At 49.5% G+C, this 25,099-nt stretch carries 21 protein-coding genes; 9 read left to right on the forward strand and 12 right to left on the reverse strand.

The annotated features are described in order from the left end of the window. The first annotated feature begins 3 nt into the window (after positions 1-3). Positions 4-429: a hypothetical protein gene (locus tag IY568_RS01010; RefSeq protein ID WP_010383134.1), complete on the forward strand. Its 426-nt coding sequence runs from the start codon at positions 4-6 to the stop codon at positions 427-429. An 89-nt stretch (positions 430-518) separates the two neighbouring features. On the opposite strand, the gene IY568_RS01015 is transcribed toward IY568_RS01010, so the two are convergent. From IY568_RS01015 to prlC, 6 genes are all read right to left on the reverse strand, one after another. After that, positions 519-2,078 (reverse strand): bifunctional GNAT family N-acetyltransferase/carbon-nitrogen hydrolase family protein, encoded by a 1,560-nt coding sequence (locus tag IY568_RS01015; RefSeq protein ID WP_194866560.1) that lies wholly within the window; start codon positions 2,076-2,078, stop codon positions 519-521. A 123-nt stretch (positions 2,079-2,201) separates the two neighbouring features. Continuing rightward, positions 2,202-3,209 carry a DUF4350 domain-containing protein gene (locus IY568_RS01020; RefSeq protein WP_194866561.1) on the reverse strand — a complete coding sequence of 336 codons (1,008 nt, stop codon included), beginning with the start codon at positions 3,207-3,209 and terminating at the stop codon, positions 2,202-2,204. A gap of 139 nt (positions 3,210-3,348) precedes the next feature. Further along, the gene (locus tag IY568_RS01025) at positions 3,349-5,274 is read right to left on the reverse strand and encodes a methyl-accepting chemotaxis protein (RefSeq protein ID WP_049863609.1); all 1,926 of its coding nucleotides are present in this window, start codon (positions 5,272-5,274) and stop codon (positions 3,349-3,351) included. Between the two features lie 680 nt (positions 5,275-5,954). Continuing rightward, positions 5,955-6,710 carry a class I SAM-dependent methyltransferase gene (locus IY568_RS01030; protein WP_125558195.1) on the reverse strand — a complete coding sequence of 252 codons (756 nt, stop codon included), beginning with the start codon at positions 6,708-6,710 and terminating at the stop codon, positions 5,955-5,957. Between the two features lie 82 nt (positions 6,711-6,792). After that, the gene (locus IY568_RS01035; protein ID WP_194866562.1) at positions 6,793-7,932 is read right to left on the reverse strand and encodes a response regulator; all 1,140 of its coding nucleotides are present in this window, start codon (positions 7,930-7,932) and stop codon (positions 6,793-6,795) included. 159 nt (positions 7,933-8,091) lie between these two features. Beyond that, complete coding sequence (gene prlC / locus IY568_RS01040; protein ID WP_125558199.1) at positions 8,092-10,137, reverse strand: oligopeptidase A; 2,046 nt, start codon at positions 10,135-10,137, stop codon at positions 8,092-8,094. 253 nt (positions 10,138-10,390) lie between these two features. Between prlC and gorA the strand changes: the two genes are divergently transcribed. After that, on the forward strand, positions 10,391-11,749 hold the full coding sequence (gene gorA, locus IY568_RS01045; RefSeq protein ID WP_194866563.1) for a glutathione-disulfide reductase: 1,359 nt from the start codon (positions 10,391-10,393) through the stop codon (positions 11,747-11,749). A gap of 155 nt (positions 11,750-11,904) precedes the next feature. Here the strand turns inward: gorA and IY568_RS01050 are convergent, their stop codons facing one another. After that, positions 11,905-12,816, reverse strand: coding sequence for a helix-turn-helix domain-containing protein (locus tag IY568_RS01050; protein WP_194866564.1), 912 nt, complete (start codon positions 12,814-12,816; stop codon positions 11,905-11,907). A 422-nt stretch (positions 12,817-13,238) separates the two neighbouring features. Here IY568_RS01050 and IY568_RS01055 point away from each other — a divergent pair, with 422 nt between their 5' ends. Further along, positions 13,239-13,625 (forward strand): hypothetical protein, encoded by a 387-nt coding sequence (locus IY568_RS01055; RefSeq protein WP_194866565.1) that lies wholly within the window; start codon positions 13,239-13,241, stop codon positions 13,623-13,625. Positions 13,626-13,753: 128 nt separating this feature from the next. Further along, positions 13,754-14,020, forward strand: coding sequence for a hypothetical protein (locus IY568_RS01060; RefSeq protein ID WP_194866566.1), 267 nt, complete (start codon positions 13,754-13,756; stop codon positions 14,018-14,020). Between the two features lie 22 nt (positions 14,021-14,042). Here IY568_RS01060 and IY568_RS01065 read toward each other — a convergent pair whose 3' ends face one another. After that, positions 14,043-15,335, reverse strand: a complete 1,293-nt coding sequence (locus IY568_RS01065) for an FG-GAP repeat protein (RefSeq protein WP_194866567.1) — start codon at positions 15,333-15,335, stop codon at positions 14,043-14,045. 223 nt (positions 15,336-15,558) lie between these two features. Between IY568_RS01065 and IY568_RS01070 the strand changes: the two genes are divergently transcribed. The 3 genes from IY568_RS01070 to IY568_RS01080 all read left to right on the forward strand — a co-directional run bounded on the left by IY568_RS01070 (position 15,559) and on the right by IY568_RS01080 (position 18,113). Further along, on the forward strand, positions 15,559-17,058 hold the full coding sequence (locus IY568_RS01070; RefSeq protein WP_194866568.1) for a calcium-binding protein: 1,500 nt from the start codon (positions 15,559-15,561) through the stop codon (positions 17,056-17,058). Positions 17,059-17,197: 139 nt separating this feature from the next. Continuing rightward, positions 17,198-17,569 carry a hypothetical protein gene (locus tag IY568_RS01075; protein WP_194866569.1) on the forward strand — a complete coding sequence of 124 codons (372 nt, stop codon included), beginning with the start codon at positions 17,198-17,200 and terminating at the stop codon, positions 17,567-17,569. A gap of 154 nt (positions 17,570-17,723) precedes the next feature. Next, positions 17,724-18,113 (forward strand): MerC domain-containing protein, encoded by a 390-nt coding sequence (locus tag IY568_RS01080; RefSeq protein WP_058797198.1) that lies wholly within the window; start codon positions 17,724-17,726, stop codon positions 18,111-18,113. Positions 18,114-18,140: 27 nt separating this feature from the next. Here IY568_RS01080 and IY568_RS01085 read toward each other — a convergent pair whose 3' ends face one another. The 3 genes from IY568_RS01085 to IY568_RS01095 all read right to left on the reverse strand — a co-directional run bounded on the left by IY568_RS01085 (position 18,141) and on the right by IY568_RS01095 (position 22,093). Then, on the reverse strand, positions 18,141-19,043 hold the full coding sequence (locus IY568_RS01085; RefSeq protein ID WP_194866570.1) for a GTP-binding protein: 903 nt from the start codon (positions 19,041-19,043) through the stop codon (positions 18,141-18,143). Between the two features lie 101 nt (positions 19,044-19,144). After that, on the reverse strand, positions 19,145-19,819 hold the full coding sequence (locus IY568_RS01090; RefSeq protein WP_194866571.1) for a DUF1826 domain-containing protein: 675 nt from the start codon (positions 19,817-19,819) through the stop codon (positions 19,145-19,147). Positions 19,820-19,939: 120 nt separating this feature from the next. Continuing rightward, positions 19,940-22,093, reverse strand: a complete 2,154-nt coding sequence (locus tag IY568_RS01095; RefSeq protein ID WP_194866572.1) for a M3 family metallopeptidase — start codon at positions 22,091-22,093, stop codon at positions 19,940-19,942. A 198-nt stretch (positions 22,094-22,291) separates the two neighbouring features. Here IY568_RS01095 and IY568_RS01100 point away from each other — a divergent pair, with 198 nt between their 5' ends. Continuing rightward, entirely contained in the window at positions 22,292-23,623 is a 1,332-nt protein-coding gene (locus IY568_RS01100) for a dihydroorotase (protein WP_194866573.1), read from the forward strand. A 16-nt stretch (positions 23,624-23,639) separates the two neighbouring features. Further along, entirely contained in the window at positions 23,640-24,533 is an 894-nt protein-coding gene (gene folE2 / locus IY568_RS01105) for a GTP cyclohydrolase FolE2 (protein WP_194866574.1), read from the forward strand. Between the two features lie 43 nt (positions 24,534-24,576). Here the strand turns inward: folE2 and IY568_RS01110 are convergent, their stop codons facing one another. Next, positions 24,577-25,065, reverse strand: a complete 489-nt coding sequence (locus IY568_RS01110) for a DUF1579 domain-containing protein (RefSeq protein ID WP_125558231.1) — start codon at positions 25,063-25,065, stop codon at positions 24,577-24,579. Positions 25,066-25,099: the final 34 nt, after the last annotated feature.

Genomic DNA, 25,099 nt, shown 5'->3' on the forward strand with positions numbered 1-25,099 from the left:
GACATGAAAAAATACTTACTCACCACCGCATTACTTGCCTGCGGAATTTCAACTGCCAGTGCATCCAGTAACGAAGTGTATGAAGCACAACCGCTCAGTGCGACACTCAGCCATAGCGTGACGCTCAATGGAAAAAGTTATTTGTCTGCCAGTGAGCACCTGCTAACAGGTGTAGCAATCACAGATGCGAAAACCGGCACCACCTACATTTTAACTGGTGAAGTGGTTGCAGAGCTGGAGCCGCTCATCAATGCACAGGAATTTGCTGCGGCACATAACCTGGAACTGGTTTATGTCCGGGCCAATCGTGCCATCTTCGCAGCACAACCTGGTACAGAGCTGAATGCCTTTAAAGCCCATATCGAGGGCCTGGCAGGGGTGACCAGCACCCAATTTGGTATTGATATCGAGGGCCTGGAGTCAGAGTAGCGGGTATACAAACCCAGCACTCAGGTGCTGGGTAGCTCTTCTGAGCAGCCATAGTCTCAGCGCATGTTCACCACATGCGCCTATCCCAATCACTTAACTTTTTGTTCGCCCAGCCAGTTAATTCGATACAGGTCTCGCCTTCTGTCCAGATAGTTTCTGACGGAGCCCTCGTGACGCAACTCGTGTAACTTCTCCAGATCCAAATCGACTATCAGAGTCATCTCTGTGTTGGGGGTGGTTTCGGCCATAGTGGCATCGTGAGGAAATGCAAAATCTGAGGGCGAGAACACCGCAGACTGAGCGTACTGGATATCTGCGCCATCGACCTTAGGTAAGTTACCCACACTGCCTGCCGTCACCACATAGCATTCGTTCTCTATGGCGCGGGCTTGGGCACAACAGCGTACCCGCAAATAAGCATTTTTGGTATCTGTCCAGAATGGGACAAACAAGATCTGCATGCCCTGCTCTGAGAGTAACCGCCCCAGTTCAGGGAATTCCACGTCATAACAAATGAGGATGCCAATTTTGCCAAAATCGGTGTCAAACACGTTCAGACTGTCGCCACCTTGCATGATCCAGGCACTTTTTTCATAGGGAGTCGGGTGGATCTTGGTTTGCGATTCAATGGTGCCATCACGACGGCAGAAATAGGACACATTGTAGAGGGCTTTGTCTTCAATCACGGGAATGGAGCCGGCGATGATATTGATGTTATAACTCACTGCCAGATGCGAAATAGCCTCCACCACTTCTGTCGAGAACTCAGCCAGCGCTTTGATTGAATCCAGTGAATTTTCGTGTGCTTCAATACCCATCAGGGGCGCATTAAACAGCTCAGGTAACAACGCCAGATCACATTGGTAATCAGCCAGTGCATCGATAAAAAACTCCACATGCTGTGTCAGCTCTTCCACAGAATGCAATGGCCGCATTTGCCACTGCACACAGCCGACCCGGGCCGACTTCTTCACCGCACCAAACAGCGGCACTTCATTGCGTTCGTAGTAAAGATTGGTCCATTCCAGTAAAGTGGCGTAGCCTTTCGATTCTTTGTCTTCGGGGAGGTATTTATTAAGCACCCGTTTAACCTCAAAATCGTTGGACAGTTGAAAGCTCAAAATGGGGTCGTAAATTTCTTTCTTTTTGACCAGTTCAATATATTTCTGTGGTGACATCTCACTGGCATGGTGCTGATAGTTGGGAATACGGCCGCCTGCCACAATCGACTTAAGATTGAGACTCTGGCAGAGCTCTTTTCTGGCTTCATATAACCGCCGCCCCAGGCGCATCCCCTGATAATCGGGATGCACAAAGACTTCTGCGCCGTACAACACGTCGCCGAGTGGGTCATGGGTGGTCAGATAGGCATCGCCGGTGATCTCCTCATAGGTGTGATGATCGCCAAACTTGTCGTAATCCACAATCAATGAGAACGCAGCTGCGACGACTTTACCATGATCCTCAATACAGATCTGGCCTTCGGGAAAACTAGAGAGCTGAGCCTTAAACTGCTTTTCTGAAGGTGCCCCGCCTAAGTCAGGGTAAACAATGGCCATGACTTCTTTAAGATCTGCGTAGTCACCTGCCTCCAGGCTGCGCAGATTGAGTTTATGTTCAAAGTTCTCCGTTAAATTACCGTCGCTCATTGTGGCTCCTGCTTTGCAATATTCACTGTTTACGGTGTTATACGACCACCTTAGTTAAAGATAGTCGCTGCAAAATAAGCGCACAAATTAGCGTAGCAAAGTTAGGCATGAGGGTGTTCTGGTTTACTCAGCGCGGGCCAGCCAGCTCATGACATTCAGCAAAAACCCCTCATTGTACTCAGCACCGGCAGAAGTCAGACCATATTTTTTACCAGTTTTGCTATCAACCTGAGATGAGAACATCATGCCTTCTGCAAATACCGCAACGCGGCCTTTCCCAAGCTCGAATACGGCGCCCTGGCTCCAGCCAGCGACATCCACACGAGGACTGTCGGCTGTGATCTGAAAGGGGATCTCTGGTGTCACCGCTATCTTCCCTGAGCCAAGCGTCAGTAACGAAACAGCACCTAGTGGTACTTTGAATGCCGACCCGCCAAAAGAACGCACCCGCTCGATTTGACCTGTTGATTGCTCTACCGCGGCTGATGCAGCCCCGCCAACCGCACTGGTAACGCCAAACCCGGTCATAGACACCGCGCCGGGCAAAGTTCTCAGTGCGGGCACCACGGCTAGTGTGATGACGTGTTGTGCGAGGGTATTATCAGCGGTACTAAACTGCGCTTCACCCACATGACCATGACTGAATTCAACGCCCAGTGCTGTTGTCAGGTTATCGATCACGCGGGGAAACGGCGTATGATCCGCCACTAAAAACAGCGATCCGCCCTGCTCTATCCAGCCGATAACGGCGCTCACCTCTTGCGCTGTAAACGCCTTACCAAAGGGGGGGCTCCAGTCTGTGCGGTGACGGTCCAGCGCATTGGCTATCACAAGAATATCGGCCTGGTTTAAGTGTGCTGTGCTGAATGGCTGACTGCTGGCTTTCACAGTATAGCCATCACTTTGCAATACCTGAGTGAAGGCACGATAGCGGCCATGCATAGTCAGAAAGTTATGGTGTGCCTCATCAAACAACACCAATGGGCTGTTATCTGCTGAGAAACGCCGTTCAGTATTTTGGGGTGTGAAGTCCGGATCGCCCTGCTGGGTGCTGTCAGTACAGGCAATCAAGCCTGACCCGACGCTCACGGAGAGCATGCCCGCAGTCAGCGCTTTGGCTAGCCAATTCATTGTGTGCTGTCCTTACTTTTCCATCATGCATTGGCAAGTATTAGCAAAGATCCGACGACTTACCAGAAAAGAACAGCCAGAGCCTCTGCTCGCTTAACACGTCAGGCGAGCAGATAAGTTAACTCAATGACCGCAACGGTTATCGAATCCCGATACTCTCACGGATCTTGGCCATTTGCTCTTGCAGGCTGTGCTGAATGTCACGTACCTGCTGGTTAGAGCCATTCACCTGCTGCTTCATCGTGGCCATTGCGCTACTGAAGTTATCAACCAATGTACTTTGCTGCTGCGCCAGTTCCATGGCATGTTCAGCGACCTGACTGGCACTTTGCGCGCGCTCTGCGACGCCTTCAGAGTTGCCCTTTAACTCCTGAGCATGCTCTGTCTGTTGCTGTGCTTCATCAGCCAGTGCGCTGATCTGTGAAGACACTTTGCTTGAGTTATCACTGAGAATATTCAGTTGTTCATTGATGTCAGAGAGTGAATCCTGCGTTTGTTGCGCCAGCTTACGCACCTCATCGGCCACCACAGCAAACCCGCGCCCATGCTCACCCGCACGCGCTGATTCAATGGCGGCGTTCAGTGCCAGCAAATTGGTTTGTTCTGCAATGGTGCGGATCATTTCGATCACTTTGCCCACATCGGCAACGCCATTGAGTAGCTCATTAAGGCTGGACAAGCCTTGCTCTACCCGTTGTTGTGTGCTGGAACTTGCGCTTAGCATCGATTCAGCGTAACCGACACTTTGTTTCATCGCAGAGAAGGTTTCACCCGCATTATCTGATACCTGTTGGTTGATTTCGCTGGCTTCCAGACCCAGCGCTTTAATCTCATCCAGCTGGTCCTGGTTCTGCTCTACTTGTGTTGAGGTGGTCTCAGCCAGTTCGCTGATACTGGCCAGGTTGGTGTTCATATCCTGCATAAAGTCATTGATCACCGCCAGCATTTGTTCGCGCTCCTCAGCTTCACCGCGCTGACGTTCAATCAGTTGGTTAAAGTAACTGGCGATTTCACCGATTTCGGTATTGGCATTCTGACTGTCGATGTTTTTCAACTCATTGCTCTCTATCAGGAACGCAAAGCCATTACGTAACTGACGCAGTGGCGTCAATACCTGGCTAAACTGGACGATGTAAACAGCAATGGCCAACAGTACCAGCAAGCCGATCGCCACGCCAAAGATAGTAAACACGTTTTTCTTCAGTGAATTCTGCTCGGCTTGTAGTGCCACTTCAGCACTCAGCACCAGTGCCGAAATATCCTTAATATCACCTCTTAACTGCGCCATACCCTGCTGACGCTGCTCGGCCTGGGCCAGGGTATTTTCCAGATCGCGACTAAACCGCTTAGGCCAGCTGATCAGCTCGGCCTTAATCTCTAAAGCCAAATCTTCAGCTTCCGCGCCCAAAAACAGCTCATCTTCATCAATTTCACTCATTACGCCCAGATTGCCAAGGCGATCGATTTGTTGCGCCAGCTCCTGAAGACGACGCACACTGTTCATCAGGTTCTGACGTGTTTGCTGTTCAAAATGGATCACGAGCTGGTAGGTGTAAATGCTCAGGTTGGTCACTTCACCATAATAGTCTGAAGCCAGTGCATAGTAACGCGGTGCAAGCGGATGTTCAGGGGCTTTGGCGGTATAACTCATTAATGATGACGCCGAGCCTGACATCTGCCTGATGGCATTGTCCAGTAATGCCATTTCATTGCCCGACAGCTTGCCCAACGCGCGATACTTGCCATTGATGTCCGCATCGAGTGCATCAAGCTGACTGGTCATATCGCTGGCGAGGGTTGAAGGCAACGCTGTCAATTGCTGTTGTTTAAGTTGCGCTATTTGTCCGCTGGCTTTACTGAGCTCCTGGCTGTCGCCACTGCTCAGATAGTCTTCGATTGTACCGGCTAAATCGATCAGTATGGTGTTTTTCAGCGTAACATAGGCGTTGTTTTGTTTGTCTAATTCACTAAAGACCTGACTGGCCCAAAACAAAGTGGCAGCAAGCACGATACTGGCCAGGGCCAGTAACACGGCAAGCAGCCGGGTAAAGGTAGAAACACGCATAGATACTACAGCCATATTGATTCAAATTCGGGCGTAGACTATTAATGTTTTATGACAATTTGATGTAGATTGCTCAGAAAGTAGCCAGGCGATTTTAAAAACATACTTTTGGCGTAGGAGAACTCTCTACCTTTTACAGGAACTTTACTTCATACAGATGACAGCCTGCTCAGAATGGTCAATTTCAAACTCTACTTTTGCTTTAAAAGTCCATTTTTAGCACAAAACGGGGGGTAGCTTCTTCTATTTTCAGCTCGTTTTTTTAGCCACACATAAGCAAAAGGTTGTCCGGCTAACACCCGGGTGACCGGGCTGATTGCAATCAATGAGCGAAAGGCCGACTCCCCGTGTTAACGTTAAATAGTTCCCGCATTCAATGCATAATGACTGAGGGAGATTGCTGTTGAAGAGCTACAACACACTTGCCGTGTTGCCGTTAAATAGTTCCCGCATCAAGTGCGGGATGACTGAGAGGGTTGCAGGAAGTGAGCAAAAAGCACTTACCGTGCGGCCATTGAGTAGTTTACATATTCATATGTTGGTGGCTGCACTCATTGCAATAAACAACTGAAGGAAAGTGCAATCAATGAGTAAAAGACTGACTCTCCGTGTGGCCGTTAAGCAGTGCCCGCATCCAATGCGGGGCAACTGAAAGACACGAAAGTGGCGCGTAAATAGCGCTACTTCATCGCGGCTTTGACATAGACATCAAAACGATTCTTTTTGGTCTCTATCTGCATACTGGGTTTTTGCTCGTTTAGGAAAGGCGCATAATCCGGGCGTTTAACCACAACCCGCTTGGTGGTCAGTGCATAAGCGAATGGCAATAAAGCATCGGCGTCATCATCTCCCCCTACCAGGGACTGGAACACCCGCATTTCTTTTTTAACCTGAGCTGATTTCTCACGATGCGGAAACATGGGGTCCAGATAAACAACGTCCGGGTTTAACGCACTTTGCGCTAACAAGTCATGGCTGGAGCCAAAGATCATCCGCATATTTTGCTGCATCCAGCTGCCGATTTCACTATCCTGATAGGCGCGCTCCAGACCGTCAAACAGCAAGGCAGCCACCACCGGATGGCGTTCGTGCAATATCACTTCACACCCCAACGCAGCCAGCACAAACGCATCGCGTCCCAGCCCAGCGGTTGCATCAAGTACCACTGGGGTTGCACCTTTATTCAGCCCCACCGCCTTAGCAATGGCCTGCCCTTTACCACCGCCAAACTTACGACGATGTGCACTGGCGCCGGTGACAAAGTCTACCTTTATACCACCGAGCTTTGGCTCATCCAATTTTAGCAACTGCAAACCCGCTTCATCATAAGTCAGACGAAAATTGGGATTGGCCTGCTGCCAGTCGTGCAGCGCAAACTGCTGCTCTATACGCTCAAGATAAGGTCGGTTTTCGGCAAAAGGGGTGTGGATGATCAACAGCAGGCTCCGCAAATAGTAACGCAGAGATTATATCTGGATCATCCCGGTTATGAAATCTTTGTGTCTGTGCCTGAACTGATTAGAACAGTTCAATGTCGGTCTGGGCGGGCACATCTTCCTCGCTCCAGGGTTTGGCCATCTGGTTAAGGCTCTGGATCAGTTCATGGCGTACTTCTGTGATTTCTCCCAGCTTGTAGCGGATAATCGAAAAGTCGTCATTGATCAGTGAAAAGTGCTCATACAACTGCTTTACTTCGGCTTGTTTGCCATTGCCCTGTCCGTCACTCACATAGTCAGAAAACTGGCTTAGTTTGTCATTATACGCCGTGGCCACCTCACCCAGCTGATCGCTCAGCTCTTCAAATGCCAGACCAATTTGCTCCACTTTAGTGAGGGCGACTTCGCTGACCTCCATATCTTTGATTTTGGCATTGGTGGCTTCCAGTATATGCGGCAGCAGATCTTTGTAACGTCCGTACAAGCCCACATCATCGGTTGGCATGTTTTTGATCAGCAGTGAGACTTTGGGATAGTTAATAATGGTACGACGGCCAAAATCGACAAACCGGTCGCCATCACGGTGTTTTTCGAGCAGCTCCTGCTCCAAAGGCTGAATAGCACCTTCCTGAGAATAAAACACTTCACTGTCGTGGTACCAAAATGCGACGGCAACTTGCAGCTGCAAAGGCACAAAAAACTCAAAGAAATACTCCGACAGCGTATTCAGGTCATGGGCATGATAAGACTGGCCAACATACCGCATAATGCGGCCCATATCACCCGAATCCGACATAGCAATTTCGGCCGTGATTTGCGCTTTCTGAACATCCTGCTTCAGCTTAAGTGACTGGCGGCGATACTCATCGAGTACTTTAATACGGGCCAGCATTTCATCGCTGTCGAAAGGTTTGACAATGTAGTCGGCACCACCGGCGTTATAGCCTCGCATGCGCTCAGAGGTAGCACTTTTGGAAGATAAGAACATCACCGGGATATCACACAACTGAGGGTTGGCTTTGAGTCGCTCACACACCTCAAACCCCGAAGGACCAGGCATTTCAATATCGAGTAAAATAATATCCGGGCGCTGCTGTGCTGCCATTTCCAGCCCTTCTTCGCCACTGTAGGCATGGATGACTTTGCAGCTGTGCAGTAAAGATTGTTCAACAATGTGATGTACCAGTTTATCGTCGTCAATGGCCAGTACTAGATTGCTCATGCAGCATTCCCTACAAGGTTTGTTCTTTAGAACAGCATAGCGTGAACTGTCTAATTTGCGAATGGAAAACACCACACAAAGTACTTATGTGGTGTTTTTGAGTCGGCGCTGGTGGCACGCGGGGAACAGATGTTCAAAACGCCACCAGCATAAGGGCGATTATGCCGCTTTTTCGATACCACTGTGACGCAGCAGTGCGTCTACACTTGGCTCACGACCACGGAAACGGGTAAACAAAGCCATTGGCTCCTCTGAGCCGCCCTTCTCCAGAATATGCTGCATAAAGTCCGCACCAGTCTGGCGATTGAAAATCCCCTCTTCTTCAAACCGGGAGAATGCATCCGCTGAGAGTACTTCTGCCCACTTATAGGAGTAGTAACCTGCGCTGTAACCACCAGCAAAAATATGGCTAAAGCTGTGCTGGAAGCGATTAAACTCCGGCGCTTTTACAACCGCTGTTTTTTCGCGAACGGCGTTCAGTGTTTGCTGGATCTGACACGGTTTATCTGCATCAAAATCGCTGTGAATATGGAAATCAAACAAAGAGAACTCCAGCTGACGCAGCATCTGCATCGCGGACTGGAAGTTTTTCGCTGCCAGCAGTTTGTCGAGCAATGCTTTAGGTAACGGCTCGCCAGTCTCATGGTGGCCAGAAATAAAGGCCAGCGCCTCTTCCTCATAGCACCAGTTTTCCAGGAACTGGCTTGGCAATTCTACCGCGTCCCAGGCAACCCCGTTGATACCTGCAACCGGTGCAGCATCGACCTGAGTCAGCATATGGTGAATACCATGACCAAACTCATGGAATAACGTCGTGACTTCGTAGTGCGTGAACAACGCTGGTTTATCGCCTACCGCTTTGTTGAAGTTACACACCAGATAAGCAACCGGTGTTTGCAACTCACCGCTGGCACGTACCTTACGGCCCATGCAGTCGTCCATCCAGGCGCCGCCGCGCTTATGTTCGCGGGCATACAGGTCCAGATAGAAATGGCCGCGCAAAGTATCTTGTGCATCATGAATAGCGAAAAAACGCACATCCGGATGATAAGTATCGAAATCCTGAACCTCTGTGACTTTAATACCGAACAGACGGTTAACGGTTTCAAACAAGCCTTTGAGTACGGTATCTGCCGGGAAGTAAGGACGTAATAGCTCATCAGAGATGGCATATTTGGCCTGTTTTAGCTTTTCGCCATAATAACCGTAGTCCCACGCCGCCAACTCATTGGCACCATGCTCTTTTTCTGCAAATGCTTTAAGCTCGGCCAGCTCTTTCTCTGCCTGTGGCTTGGCATGCACCGCCAGGTCATTTAAAAAGGCAAATACTTGCTCAGGTGACTGCGCCATTTTAGTGGCCAGTGATTTATCTGCATAACTGTCAAAGCCCAGCAACTGCGCCAGTTCATAACGCAAAGCCAGCTCTTCACGCATGATCTCTGAGTTATCGAACTCTCCGGCATTCGGGCCCTGATCTGACGCACGCGTCACAAAAGCACGGTACATGTCTTCTCGCAGCGATCGGTTGTCCGCATAGGTCATTACTGGCAGGTATGACGGAATATCCAAGGTAAATACCCAACCTTCCAGTTCTTTACTTTGCGCCGTGTGTGCCGCCAGTGCCAATGCTGATTCAGGTAAGCCAGACAATTCGGCTTTATCAGTCACATGCTTGGTCCAGGCTTGAGTGGCGTCCATCACATTGTTACCAAACTTGGCTGCCAGCTCAGATAATCGAGCACTGATCTCGCCGTAACGCTTTTGCTGCTCAGGGGCCAGGGCAATGCCCGACAACTGAAAGTCGCGCAGTGCATTGTTGATGGTTTTTTGCTGTGCCGTGCTCAGCGCTGCAAAGCTGTCGGACTCTTTCAGAGATTTATAGGCTTCGTAGAGTCCCTGATGCTGTCCGGCATAGGTGCTGTAATCTGAGATCAACGGCAGACAGGCATCATAGGCCTGACGCAAAGCATCGTTGTTGACAACCGAGTGCATGTGCGACACCGGCGACCACATACGAGATAGTTTGTCATCGGCCTCTTCGAGCGGCAAGACCAGGTTTTCCCAGCTATATGAATCGTTTTTGAGCACCCCCTCTATGGTGTCACGACAGTGCACGATTGCCTGCTTAAGTGCCTCTACAACATGTTCTGGTTTAATTTGTGAAAACGGTGGCAAGCCTTCCATGCCAATTAACGGGTTAGTCATAACGCCTCTCAGTAGATCTTTGCTTATCTCATGTATTTGGGGTGTTTCCTGACAAAAAACAAGGCTCCCCGGTCAATCCAGAAAAATTAATCAGGGCCATCCTAAGGCGTCACACTCTCTGTTCACGTGCAACATCACCATGCCATCGGAAAAAGCGATGGCTATCATCGGAAAAATTCATCCCACCAGACTTTGCCCCGGCAGATATAGTGTTAAGCTAGGGCCATTTATCAGCATTTATAGAGATTAAAGCATGGCACAACATTTTGATTATATCGCCATTGGTGGCGGAAGTGGTGGTATTGCCTCGGCCAACCGAGCAGCAATGCGTGGCGCAAAAGTCGCCCTTATCGAAGCTAAGCACATGGGTGGCACCTGTGTAAACGTGGGCTGCGTGCCCAAAAAAGTCATGTGGCATGGCGCACAAGTGGCCGAAGCCATTAAACTATATGCACCGGATTATGGCTTTGATGTAGAGGTGAAAGACTTTGACTGGGGCAAACTGGTTGAAAGCCGCGAAGCCTACATTGGCCGCATCCACCAGGGTTATAACAAATACCTGGCCAGCAATGGTGTCACTGTGATCAATGGCTTTGCCAAATTCGTTGATAACAATACGGTTGAAGTCAATGGCGAACACTACACCGCCGACCACATCTGTATCGCCGTAGGCGGTCGCCCGTCTATTCCGAATATTCCGGGCGCAGAGCTGGGCATTGATTCTAATGACTTCTTTGAGCTTAAGGCACAGCCTAAGAGCGTGGCCGTGATTGGCGCAGGCTATATTGCCGTTGAGCTGGCGGGCGTATTACACAGCCTGGGTACAGACACACACCTGTTCGTACGTAAACATGCCCCGCTGCGCAACTTTGACCCTATCCTGATTGACACCCTCACCGAGGTAATGGACAAAGAAGGGCCAACCCTGCACACCCACAGCACCCCTAAGTCGCTGAGCAAGAACGACGACGGCAGCGTCACTTTACACCTGGAAAACGGCGAGTCACATACAGTTGAGCAAGTGATCTGGGCCATTGGTCGTGAACCAGTGACTGATAAAATCAACCTGGCTGCCACCGATGTGGCCATCACAAACGGCGGCTACGTAAAAGTAGACGAATACCAGAACACCTCAGTGTCTGGCATTTATGCCCTGGGTGACATCATGGAAGGCGGCATTGAACTGACGCCGGTGGCAGTGAAAGCCGGTCGTATGCTGGCCGAGCGCCTGTTTAACCCGGAAATGCCTGACGCTAAAATGGACTATAACCTGGTCCCGACTGTGGTCTTCAGTCACCCGCCCATCGGCACTATCGGCCTGACCGAACCAGAAGCTGTTGCGCAGTACGGTGAAGACAACATCAAGGTCTACACCTCAACCTTTGCGGCCATGTATACAGCTGTGACCCAGCACCGCCAGCCTTGTAAAATGAAACTGGTGTGTGCTGGTGAGGACGAAAAAATCGTTGGCCTGCACGGCATCGGCTTCGCGGTTGATGAAATGATCCAGGGCTTTGGTGTTGCCATGAAGATGGGCGCAACCAAAGCCGACTTTGATTCGGTTGTAGCTATCCACCCGACGGGATCTGAAGAGTTTGTGACGATGAGATAATGCTCAGCGTTAGTCAGTAAAGTAAAAGCGCGAGTCTGATACATCAGCTCGCGTTTTTTAACGGCTGTGAAACGATGGAGAAAAATTAGCCCTACACGACAGCCATGAATGAATGAATGAATGGAACGCAACGGTGCTTTATGCACATTTTCCTCTTAGCGAGATTCTGCCTTACTGGTTTTAACCATATCACGGTACTGACTCGGCGTTTTTCCGGTATACTTTTTAAACACCTGGTTAAAACTAGATTTTGAATTAAATCCGCAATCGTAGGCAATATTAATTAACCTGTCACTTTTAGGTCTTTTTCCCAGTTCCTCAATCACCGCATCCACCCTTAATTGGTTTACCAGCTCATAGAACCCGCCTGAAGTATGCAGAGCCAACACATCAGAAAGCTGGTGCCTGCTTATATTCAGTTTTTCTGCCAGTTGAATTTGGCTGAAATCAGGGTGTAAATGAAGTTTGTTCGTCCTGAGTTCTTGCTCGACCAACATCAAAAGGCCTTTCTGTTGTGTTGATACTTCAGGTTTGATTTGCTCTGTAGAGTCTTTATCAGTTATGCCCTCCTTTACGAGTGCACGATTAAAGCCAGCAGGCCTCCCATAGCAAATCAACAAATAACTGATAGAAAATATGCCCACCACAGTAGACAGATAACTCAACGCAATCAGCTTATCTGATTTTTCAAGTTCCATAATGACTGCTGTCACTGAGACGATAAAAACACTCGCCATCATCAGGTAACAAATCACAGTAACGGTAAGCAACCAACACAACTGGCGAAAAATACTGCTACCGCGTTGTTGCCACCAAAACATAAAAATTTGCCAGCTACCATAGGCCAGATAAAGACAAAAGTGCCCTGCGGTTAACAGAGATATCATGGAAAACCGCTCAGAAAAGGATCTGCTTGATACTGTTTGTAAGTTAAAAGCTTGCTCAGCCAGAAAATCACTTTGCTCATACAATGAGATTGAACCGAAATACCCGACCCACACAAGAAAAGGTAATAAGTGAATTACATCTTTTTCATCAAACCGATGCGCTGAATTTGTCATTGTCATAACAAACGCCATAAAAATGGGGCCCAACAACAAATAACTGTTTAAGCGCTCCCACATCGTTATGAGCAACATATCAGGTTCAAAAAGACCACTGTCTACATAGAAGCCAACACACATGTTGGTTGAAATTAGCAGTATAAAAGCAGCAAGCATTCTGCCCGGGCCAGAAAACCTCAAGAGATACAAGGATTGAATACAGGCTTGAATACAGCCCAAGGCAACGATATTACTAAAACTGAACATCAAGACTCCCTTGTATTCAAAAACACGTCCAATCTGGCCTCTTTGCACCTTGCAAAGAAAAATAAAAAACAGATAAATCAAAAAGATAAAAATAAACGGTCCATACTGGCCAGTATCACCGAAAAGCGCCTGGCACGAGCTTAACATACAAAACCACACCAACAAATCAGAGGTTAAGTATGCAGTCAAAGATAGAGTTATTATTAAATTACATTGTTATCGTAATCGCAGTGGCTTATGGCGCTGTGGTATTTATAAGCCTTAATTTTAAACTTACTCCAGAGCAGATGAGTAACCCGGGAATGGTTATCGCATTTTTAATCTCCTGCACGTTCAACATTGCAAGATTAAAAGAAAAAACAACAAGCTTTAGAATTCACCTTACAGCTCTGTTCGCGAACATACTCACGTTTAGTTACGCAGCAGCGTTCGCGGTGCAAGATCCATGGGTAGCGAAAGTCGTCACAACTATTTTAATGGGGTTAATACTGGCGTTTTCGTTATCTGGCACAATTCAGTTGAAAAAAGACGCTGCCAATCAAAAGGCATATAGTACCCAGCACTGAAGGGACGCAAGCACAGACAAGCAGAGGCGGATATTCACCTCTGCTTGTTAAAACCCCCATAGCTTTTTAATAGCTGAGTTATCAAAACCACTCGTAATAAAAAACACTTATTCATTAAAAGGAAAGTCATGAATAAAACTCCAACAAGCGTTTCACTTGCAACAATACAAAATGGCGTCGCCCGCTCTGATGGTAAACTCTCAGCAACAAAAGATGTCTTGATTTTCGAGCCGTTGAATAAAAAGTTTGGGTTAGGACCGTATTATATTGAGCGAAGTGCCATATCCAAAATAGAGAGGTGTTATGGTAAAGGCGTAGGAATCTTACCTGTAACGACTGACGCAATTGGCCAGACGTCAGATTACGACTTCTGTTCAGAACATAACCCACTCTAACGTCTGTTTGTATTGAGTTTAATTACTGCGAAGACTTCACTTTTCCTTTCTCCGCAACAGAAATACGGTTTTCAATATGAAATGCGCTGTACTGATTCAGATCCTGAACGTAGACCGCACCGGACTCTTTACCGCTAGCGTCATGATGTGGAGTGGCTATCACAGCTTTACCGTCGGAGAGGCCGACATTCCAGCCGAGTTGATCGCCTGGCTGCGCATTGTTAGCAACCACTTTGGATGAATAGTGCCAGCCATCGGCGCGCTTTTTATAGACATATAATGCGCCGGTGTCTTTGCCTTGTGCGTCATGGTTCATCGCGCTGATAATCGCCGTATCACCACTGAGTGCCACGCCGCGGCCAAAGCGATCATCGGCTGCGCCATCAGGAGAAGTGAGTTTTTGCGCCTCGGTCCAGCGTGTGCCGTTGCGCTCAAAAATATAGGCAGAGCCGGCATCCACGCCCAGACCCTCTACGTCATCCCGCCTCGCAGAAATCAGCGCCGTATCTCCTGAAATTGCGACCCTGACGCCAAAGATATCTGTGTCACCACCATCAGACGCCATCAACTTGGCCTGCTGATGCCATTGCTCCCCGTCTTGCACGTAAATGTATACAGCTCCGGCGTTTTCTGCCGTTTTGTCATGCAAGTCAGCGCCAACGACTATGGTATTGCCATCAACCGCGACGTCGATGCCAAACAGATCGCCTGCCGCGCCATCACTGGCCATGATTTTGCTCTGATACCGCCAGGTATCACCAGAGCGGGTATAAATATACGCAGCACCGGCATCGTTCGCCTTTGCATCGTTACGTGGGGCGCCGATCACCAGCACTTTATCGGTAAATGCCACACTCTGACCAAAAGCATCGCCCGGTTTGGCATCTGGCGCGGTAAAAATCTCAGTTTGTGTCCATGTGTCTGCTTTTCGCGCAAAGGCCACCACCGCACCGGCGTCTTTGCCTTTGTCATCTCGTCTCATACCGCCGAGCATGGCAATGTCGTTCTTTAAGACCACCTTACCACCCAGCGTGTCATCAGCAGACAGAGGCTTTGCAACCAGCTTAGCTTGTTGCTGCCAGCCCTTCTCCCCTAATACGTAGACATAGCCCACGCCACCATCTTCAACCCCATTGATATCCGCTTTGTGCGCGCCCACCACAACCGTGTTGCCGTCAATCGCTGCACCATAGCCAAAATAGTCTTCCGCCTTGCCATCATTGGCAAGTAATCTGTCTGGCGCCGCAAAGCTATGACCAGCCAGTGCTGTTAGCATGGCACACAGGGTATATTTCATGGTTGATTGTAATATCACTCGTTCCTTCCTCTTCCTTTCCAGTTAATCTTGTATAACTTGTCTGATTTTTGATTATTTTTCAATAGTCTAAATTTCTGTTTAAGACACGTTCAGCCAGTGGGAAAGATAACTTTTCATACCAGTTATCCCCTGGGCAGTATTGGCACTCCATAATCCCTGCAAACTTCTCAGCTACCCTATCATCGGAACTATTCAAAACAAAAAATCTAAGGATTTCATAATGAACACCAAGTTAAATGCGCTCTGTCTGGCGGTTGCGCTGGGTGCCTCGGGGCAGGCAATGGCAGCCTGTAGCGGGCTGGCGGGCGGCGCTTCTGCTTACCTGGACGGCGAAACATTAAAAGTTAAGGGCTCACGCCACAGCGAACAGTTCACCCTCAGTAAATCAGGCGATACCCTGACCGTAACCCGTAAAGTGGGTAACAGTAGCAGCTGTGAGACCTTCTTTATGAGCCAGATCAGTGCGCTTGAAGCGCGCCTGGGCAATGGGGCCGATTCGTTCAATGCCAGCAGCATTGCGGTATCACAAACCCTGTACGGGCAATATGGTAACGACACCCTGATCTCGGGTAATCAGAACGATCGGCTCTATGGTGGCCGGGGCAACGATACCTTAAAGGGCAACAGTGGTAATGACCAGCTGTTCGGTGAAGATGGCAGCGACACACTGCACGGCGGCTGGGGAAATGATCAGCTCAAGGGCGGCAGCCACCATGACAAGTTGTTTGGTGACTACAATGACGACACCTTATGGGGTGATGATGGCGGCGACTTGCTGATGGGTGGTCAGGGGACCGATGTACTTTACGGAGGCAATGACAACGACTATCTGGGCGGTGGCTGTCGACTGGCCAATGCTAACAATGGCTATATTTATGAGCAGAGTAACTGTAACAGCAATCGCGATGGCAACGATAAACTCTACGGCGGCGCGGGTCATGATGTACTCAGCGGCGACAACGGTCATGACACCCTATATGGCGAAGATGGCAATGACTACCTGACCGGCAATGGCGGCCGCGAAGATCGCTTACATGGCGGCAATGGTAACGATGCCTTGTTCGAAAATGGCGATGGTAATCCAAACAGCCTGCGCTGGCACAAAGCCTGGGGTAACAATGGTGACGATATTCTCTTTACCAATGGCGAAAACTCCAACCAGGAAGGCGGTAAAGACAATGATGTGATCATCACTTCTTCGAGTGGCTATGAAGCAAAAATTCATGGCGGAAAAAGTGCCGACTTCATCTGGACTGCCGACGCTGCGCCTCAGGGCACCTGTGGTAAAGGCGATGACAAGGGCATGGTATTTCTGAACAGCTGTGAAGGCACCACCTGGGTCAAAGACTACCAGGGTCTGTTGTCTAAGGTGGATAACAGAAGTAACTTCAATAACCCGTATTACGAGGCGGCCAACGCGGTAGTTGAAATGTCTGGTGAATACTCTGGCTATAACAATGGCTGGCGTAGCCTGGGTGTCCGCCCGACTCCGTTATACGACATTGTATCCGGTGCCGTCTTTGCGCGCTGGCTGAGCGACCAATCGACTCTGCCGTATTCTTACTATGAGTGGCGGGTTGATTATAATGTCGGGAATTCTGGCATTTACGGCACTTACTTTAACTGCATGGAAAACAACGTCGCCTATATGTGCCGACATATAATTCAGCAAACTGAGACCTGTTATAACAGCAGTGGTGACTCCATTAGCTGTAGTTAACTCGAATTACAGCCTGACAAGGAAGTTGGGAGCATACTGCCTATCAAACGCCTTTTCTGGTTACACTCCTCTGGTCACAGTAGAACAATTAAGGTACAAATAAAACCACTTCACGACCTGACAACACCTGGATGTTATTATGGCTTTACTGCTTTACCTCGCCGCCACATTGCTCGTTTTAGTTTCGCTGGCGCATTCTTACCTCGGTGAGCGCTTTATTCTGATGCGGCTGTTTAAGCGAGATAACCTGCCCAAACTATTTGGCAGTAGCGATTTTACCATCCGAACGCTGCGATTTGCCTGGCACCTGACTTCCATTGCCTGGCTGGGGTTTGCCGCACTTTTGATTGCGCTGGCATCACCTGGATCCACCTCGGCTACGCTGCTGCACATCACCGCACTGACATTTGCGCTACACAGTTTACTGGCTTTGGGTCTATCAAAGGGAAGGCACTGGTCATGGATATTATTTGCTGTGGTGAGTGTGTTGCTTGCTGTGGCCGCGATGTAGCTGGCCTCAGCCCCGACTCCCGTGGTGCTTTCATCTCCGCCAAGCTATTCAACACCCCGCAAATGATATAATATAACAGTTTATTCAAGGCGCTCAGCGGCTCGTATGATCAGCCTGCGCAAGCGCTTGCGTTAATCATCAAGGTGAGGAAACCATGAGAAACCTGTCTGAAAGGTTAGATAAATACGCCATCGGCTTGTCTGCGATGTGCGTCGTTCATTGCTTGTTTGTGCCCCTGCTGGTTGCCCTGCTGCCAGCGTTCGGTGCGACCTTCTTTTCAGATGAGGCATTTCATCGCTGGTTACTTGTTGGTGTGCTGGTGACCAGCAGCAGCGCATTATTTCTGGGGTGTAAAAAGCACAACCAGTGGCGTATTTTGGGCTACGGCACCGCAGGCATCGGCGTGTTATTCTTCGCCGCATTTTTTGCCCATGACTTAATGGCAGAGGAAGGGGAAAAGCTGTTGACCATTTTGGGCAGCGTGTTGCTGGTGATCAGCCATTATAAAAACTTTAATCTGTGTCAGACCGGGCGTTGCCACTAATTCCACCCTGCAAGGCCGCCTTTACAATCAATGTGCGGCCAAAACCTGTGTGACAAGCTCATCCAGTTTGCCTGGGTCACTCCCCGGTCCGACGACCAGCAATTTACTCCCCGTAACCGGCTCGCCCTTAAACGGCCGTATCGACACAGCCCTATCCGGACATCGCTCAAAGTAAGTATAATCAGAACTTGTGCCAATACGAGTACAGCCTTTCACGCGCAAAATGCTCTCGGGTATTCGCGCACACAAAGCCTCAATGCAGGTTTCATCAGGTAAAGCAGGTAACGCCACAGAGCAGGACGCCCAGTGTGATTTTTGATGCTCGAATGCATCGACATTACCCGACACAGGTGACAGCTCCGGCAGCTGCCAAAGCGCAAGCTCATTGACCCCCTGAATTGTCGCGTTTGGGTTCACCTGGTGAAGTTCATCCTTAACACTCTGTATGCGCGCGTCGGATAAGCCGGTGGTATGTGTGAGCACAATGAGCGAAGAGACCTGCACCTGATTGGCTTCCAGCGCATTGTGCTCACCTCGGCACTGCCAGCTTTTGGCATCGACCACCGCGATCTGTACCGGGGGCTTGAAGCGTTCGTCCAGCCCCACACCAAGAAACCCCATTAAACGACAGGCATCGGATGTGCCATTCGCTTCAATCAAGGTGATCCCTCGCTTGCGCTGTGGAATACGATTAATGCTGTCGCGCAGCGCCGTGATGCCGCTGCAACAAATACAGCTGCCATCGAGCGGTTTTAACGCCCCTTCGCTGAGCTGTTCGGCCAGTTGCCTGGCATCCAGCTCGGCATGTTCATAATCATTCAGGATCACATAGGGGTCCCAGTCGGCTTGCTGAGCCTCAAGCAGCAGACGTTTTAACAGCGTGGTTTTACCCGCACCCAAAAAGCCAACCAGTACAAGGATTGGTTCCATACTTACATTGCTCTCCTGCCAACTTACAAACACTCATGACCTGATAGTCATCTGACGATAACCCAGTGCAGTCAAATAGTAACACACTGTGACTTTACCACTCAGTCAATAAAATCCAGCGTGAGCAACAAGCGCGCTTCTCCCGCTGCGGGGGCAGGTGAACGGTGCACCAGGGCGCCCTCTTCATTGCCAAGCCAGCCTGATCCTTTCAATAGCGCAACATCACCTGTATTAAGTTGCTGAATGTCGGATTCAGATGCGTAGATTCCGGATTCCTGGTCCTCTTTACCTTTGCTACCGGCACCAAGCTTGCTGCGATCGACTGTGTCGTGAGGCAACCACTGAGAGGCCACACCACCCAGCGTACTCACCAACCTACAAGGTATGTGATCGACATGGAACTTAGGACACATGGCTTTATTGAGTATCGTGAGCCTGAGTCCGGCGCGCTTTAGCTCAAACAAAGTACAAAACATATCCACCAGCATCGCCAGGTGCTCAGTCAGCGCGGGCTTATCAACAAGCAACGCCGAGGCGGCGTGTAATTCACCTATCGTTTGCTCGGGAGTCGCCGCAATCGACAGCTGCAACTCACTGGTATTGCTGAGTAAATTCGTCACTTCTGAATTAAGCGCCTGAGTCAGCGTGCATTGCCAGACACTCAGGTTAATATCTTCGCGATAGATATCCGTCAGAACGTTCGGCTCAGGGGATATGGCAGCATACCGATTGGCAGGGATCATTGAATTGTCATTGGTGGCTAAAGCACGGGTCATGGTCTTCTCCTACATCTGCACCGAGTTGTGCGGCATTCACAACAAAAGATACAGTATAACATATCAGAGAATTTCAAACAGAGTAAGGACTGCCCGCAGGCAGCCCTTCAATTGCGGGTTTTATGGTGCAACATTGAGTCCGCGACGCTTAAGCAGCGCTTCGGTGGTTGGCTCTGCACCACGGAACGCTTTATAAGACTCCATCAGGTCACGAGAGTTGCCCACTTCGAGAATGTTCTTGCGATAGTGCGTACCAATCTTACGGTTTAGTCCGCCCTGAGACTGCACATAAGCAAAGGCATCCGCCGCCAGAATCTCACTCCACATATAGGCATAGTAACCCGCTGAATAGCCGCCACCCATTGAGTGCGCAAAATAAGCCGATTTGTATCTGGGTGGTACATAGTCGATGTTCACGCCATGCTTGCTCAATGCAGCTTGCTCGAATTCAACCAGATCTTGCAACGGCGCATTAGCTGCCAGTGCATGCCACTCCATATCCAGCAACGCAGCCGCCACATATTCCAGCGTGTCAAAACCCATATTGAAACTGCGGCTGGCAATAACCTTTTCTAGCAATGCCTTCGGAATGGCTGCTCCGGTTTGATAATGCTTAGCGTAGTTCTTAATGACTTCCGGGTGGATAGCCCAGTCTTCTTCAAAAGTTGACGGGAACTCAACAAAATCACGAGACACAGACGTCCCCGACAGCGTCGGATATTTAACCTGAGACAACATACCGTGTAGGCCGTGACCCAGTTCGTGGAACATAGTGGTAGTTTCAGAATAGCTCAGCAGGGTCGGCTGACCTTCGGGGGCTTTTTCAATGTTCATCACATTCACCACCACCGGGCGCTTCTGGTCAAGGCCTGATTGCTTCACAAACGAACTCATCCAGGCACCACCGCGCTTACCTTCACGGGCAAAATAGTCGGCCATAAAAATAGCCAGGCTGGTACCGTCCGCATCAAACACTTCATAGGCTTTCACATCCGGGTGATAGACCGGAATATCGGTGCGTGGCTTAAAGGTCACGCCATACAGGCGCTCCATAGTGAAGAACAAGCCGTCTTCCAGAACCCGATCAAACTCAAAATAAGCTTTCACCTCAGATTCATCCAGGTCGAACTTATCCTGACGGACTAGATCGGCATAGTACAACCAGTCCCAGGCAGCCAGTTCAAAGTCGCCACCCGTGGCGCGAATTTTGTCTTTGATGGCCTGCGCTTCCGCTTCAACCTTTTTCAGCAAAGCTGGTACCATGCTGGCAAACATGTCGTACACCGCAGTTGGTGTTTTAGCCATTTGTGCATCCAGACCATAGTGAGCCCAACTCTGATAGCCCAATAAAGCTGCCTTTTTCGCTCTCAGCTGTGCCAGTTGTGCAACAATTTCACGATTGTTATTCTCACCAGCTAAGCCGCGTTCAGCAGAAGCACGCCATACTTGCTCACGCAACTGACGGTCTTTCAGCTTAGCCAAAATAGGCTGGCGCGTGGTATTCGTAATTTTGATCAAGTACTGACCCGGATGCCCGGCTTGTTCAGCCGCTTGTGCCAGCTGCGCAATATATGCGTCTGTGAGGCCAGCCAGTTTTGCTTTGTCTTTAACCAACACCACGTTGCTCTTTGACATGGCAAGTAAGTGCTGCGAGAACTGCGTCGTCAGTGAAGACAAAGCCGCGTTAATTTCACGGATCTCTTTTTGTTGCGACTCAGTCAGCTTGGCGCCTGCTCTGACAAAATTTTTATAATAGACTTCAGTCAGGCGCTTTTCTTCTGCACTCAGGTTAAGCGCATTGAGCTGGCCGTACACCTCTGCCACTCGCTTATAAAGTGCTTTGTTCAGATAAATATTATCGTAGTGGCCCGCCAGCTTAGGTGCCATTTCAGACTGGATCTCACGACGCTTCGCGTTTGAGTCGGTACCTGATAAGTTGAAAAACACGTCCTGCGTGCGCTTTAGTAACTCACCACTTCGCTCTAATGCAACAATGGTATTACTAAAACTGGCAGAGTCTGTCTGGCTAATGATGGCATTCACTTCGGCCATCTGCTCAGCCATGCCTTGCTCAAAGGCCGGCATAAAGTGTGCGTCATCAATGCGGTTAAAGTCGGGTGATTGATATTGCAAGGTGCTTGCTACCAGTAATGGATTGCCCTCAGTTACCGTCGCAGACGCCGCCGTTTTTTGCAAGCCTGACGTACGATCCCCGCCCGTGCAGGCCGTCACAAGTAAGGCAGAACTCACTGCCAGTGCAAGTAACTTTTTCATCGTCGATTCTCTCATCTGTAAAATAGAACGGATATGTTATAATATAACAAAACAATCAACAATCTTTGTTGCGCTAAACAGACCCATATGTGAGTTGGGTACGCAAAGAAAAGCACGCGCAATGTTGATTGGGCCTGCGTCGTGGCCCATAGAAACGGCCTTTAGTTTTGTTTATCTCTACAATTAATCAGGATATCAATGGCACGCTTAATTAAACACGCCACCTTAGTGAATGAAGGTAAGCTTTACGTTTCTGATCTCAGAATTGAAAACCAGTACATTGCCGAAATTGGCCCGGATTTATCGGCCAAGCCCAATGAAACAGTCATCGATGCCCAGGGCATGTGGCTGATGCCCGGCATGATAGATGATCAAGTACACTTCAGAGAGCCCGGCCTGACCCACAAAGGCTCAATAGCCAGTGAATCGGCCGCAGCCGCAGCCGGCGGGATCACCAGTTTTATGGAAATGCCCAATGTTTCCCCTTCCACCACCACCCGACAAGCACTGGCAGACAAACAAGCCATTGCACAACGAGATTCCGTTGCAAACTATGCATTTTACCTCGGCGCCACGCCTGATAATTTAGATGAGATCAAAGCCGTTGATCCACGCCAGGTATGTGGTGTAAAAGTATTTATGGGCGCATCTACTGGCGATTTACTGGTGGAGCACCCCGCAGCCCTGGACGCAATTTTCAGAGAATGCCCCACCCTTATCGCCACACACTGTGAACAAGGTTCGGTGATCCAGCAAAATAATGCACGCATTGAGCAGCAATATGGCACACCGCAAATCATCCACCACCCAATGATCCGTGATGATGAAGCCTGCTATCAGTCGTCTTCTTATGCCGTTGCGCTGGCAAAAAAATACCGTACCCAGCTACACGTCCTGCACTTAACCACGGCAAAAGAGCTGAACTTATTCAGCACGGCACCTTTGGCAGAAAAGCACATCACAGCCGAGGCCTGTGTTCATCATTTATGGTTTAACGAACAAGATTATCCGGCCCTGGGCAACCTCATCAAATGTAACCCGGCCATAAAAGCTGAATCGGACCGGCTCGCGTTGTTAAAGGCCCTGCATGACGGCCGCATTGATATCATTGCCACCGATCACGCCCCGCATACCTGGCAAGAGAAAAACGTGCCCTATCCGCAAGCGCCGGCAGGTCTGCCACTGGTTGAACATGCCTTACTGACCCTGATGGAGCAGGTTAAACGTGGTGCAATGACGCTTGAGCAGGTGGTGGAGAAAACAGCACATAATGTTGCAACCCGCTTTGCCATTGATAAACGGGGTTTCCTCAGAGAAGGGTATTTTGCCGATCTGGTGCTGGTTGATCCAAATCATGCAACTCACGTACAACACGAACAAACCCGTTACCTGTGTAAGTGGAGTCCGTTTCATAACACCACTTTCTCACATCAGATCCGTGCGACCTTTGTTAATGGTGCAATGGTGTTTGATGGTGACAAGGTCAATACCGAGCACAATGCCGCGCAGGCGTTACGTTTTAACCGTTAAGTGAGACTCATAAATAATGATGCAACTCCCCGATATTGCGACCCATTTTGAGCCAGACAGCCAGAGCCCGTTGAAGTGGGTTGGGATGGAAAAAATCGCACTACCCATGCAGGTGCGCTGCGATCAGACCAGCGTCAACATTAACACTCTGATGGACGTTTTTGTCAGCCTGGACACTGGCGCAAAAGGCATTCATATGTCACGCCTTTACCTGCTTGCCAACGAGGCATTAGTAGGGACTGAACTCACGTTCGCACAGCTGGACAAAGTACTCAAAGGGATAGTGGCGTCTCAGCAGGGTCTCAGTCAGTCTGCCAAGTTGGTGTTGAAGTTTGAGCTGCCACTGAACAGACCAGCTTTGAAAAGCAGCTACAGCGGCTACAATGCCTATCCGATAGAATTGCACTGTGAGCACCTTGACGGCAAAACCCACTGTAAACTTATCAGTACCCTTACCTACAGCAGTACCTGCCCTTGTTCAGCGGCTTTGTCTCGCCAGTTACTGAGCGACACGGTCGAGCAACAGTTTGCCGATCAGGACAACATAGACAAAGCGCAGTTACTGGCATGGCTCAAAGGGCCACAGGGGTCGGTCGCCACACCACACAGTCAACGCTCTTTTGCCTACATTGAAGCCGATCTCGCAGGCGGTCACTTACCCGATCTGGCGCACTGGCTTGCGCTGTTTGAAGAAACACTGGCAACGCCAGTTCAAACGGCGGTTAAGCGCGAAGATGAGCAGGCGTTTGCTGCACTGAATGCGAAAAACTTGATGTTTTGTGAAGACGCCGCACGGCGTATTAAAGCAACACTGGAATCAATCACAGAAGTCACAGACTACCAGTTTAAAGTTGAGCACCAGGAAAGCCTGCATGCACACAATGCTGTGGTTTACGACCGTAAATCTTAAGGCACTAGCACACCCACGTAACGAATTACGTGGGTGTTTATCGCTACTGGATGCGGGTAAACGTCATTTCCCAGTTGGTTTCCCAATGCTCACCACCATCTTTAGAAAATGCCTGTGCCCAGGTTGGTTGTTCCGGGTTGGTGGCATCCCAAATAAAGCGTACCTTGATGGCCTGACCATGATACTCCTCGTCGGCATAAAAACGCCCTATGCCATCGGTGAACGCGCCCACCACCGGTGTATCCAGCATGCCAGGATTACGCCCATCCAGCCACCAGATAGACCACAGGCCGGTGCTTGCATTGAATGAACGGATTGCCTTGGCTCTGACAGATCCCTCTGGAAAATGCAGGTGGTTATCTTCTACATTGCCAAATCCACCGAGTGTGTGGAGTGTTGATGACTCCCCTTTAAACTCAATCCACTCATCTCCCCCATTCAGTATGTCTTTTAAACGGCGGTGCTGAACTGACCACTGGCCAACCATAAAATCGAAATCGCCGGGTGCGCCAGGTGCATTGCTTTCAAGCATAATAATCCCTTGTTTTATTATCATTATCGAGCGT

Origin of the sequence: Pseudoalteromonas sp. PPB1 (genome assembly GCF_015356275.1) — a bacterium.
In the GTDB taxonomy this organism is placed as follows: Bacteria; Pseudomonadota; Gammaproteobacteria; order Enterobacterales; family Alteromonadaceae; genus Pseudoalteromonas; species Pseudoalteromonas rubra_D.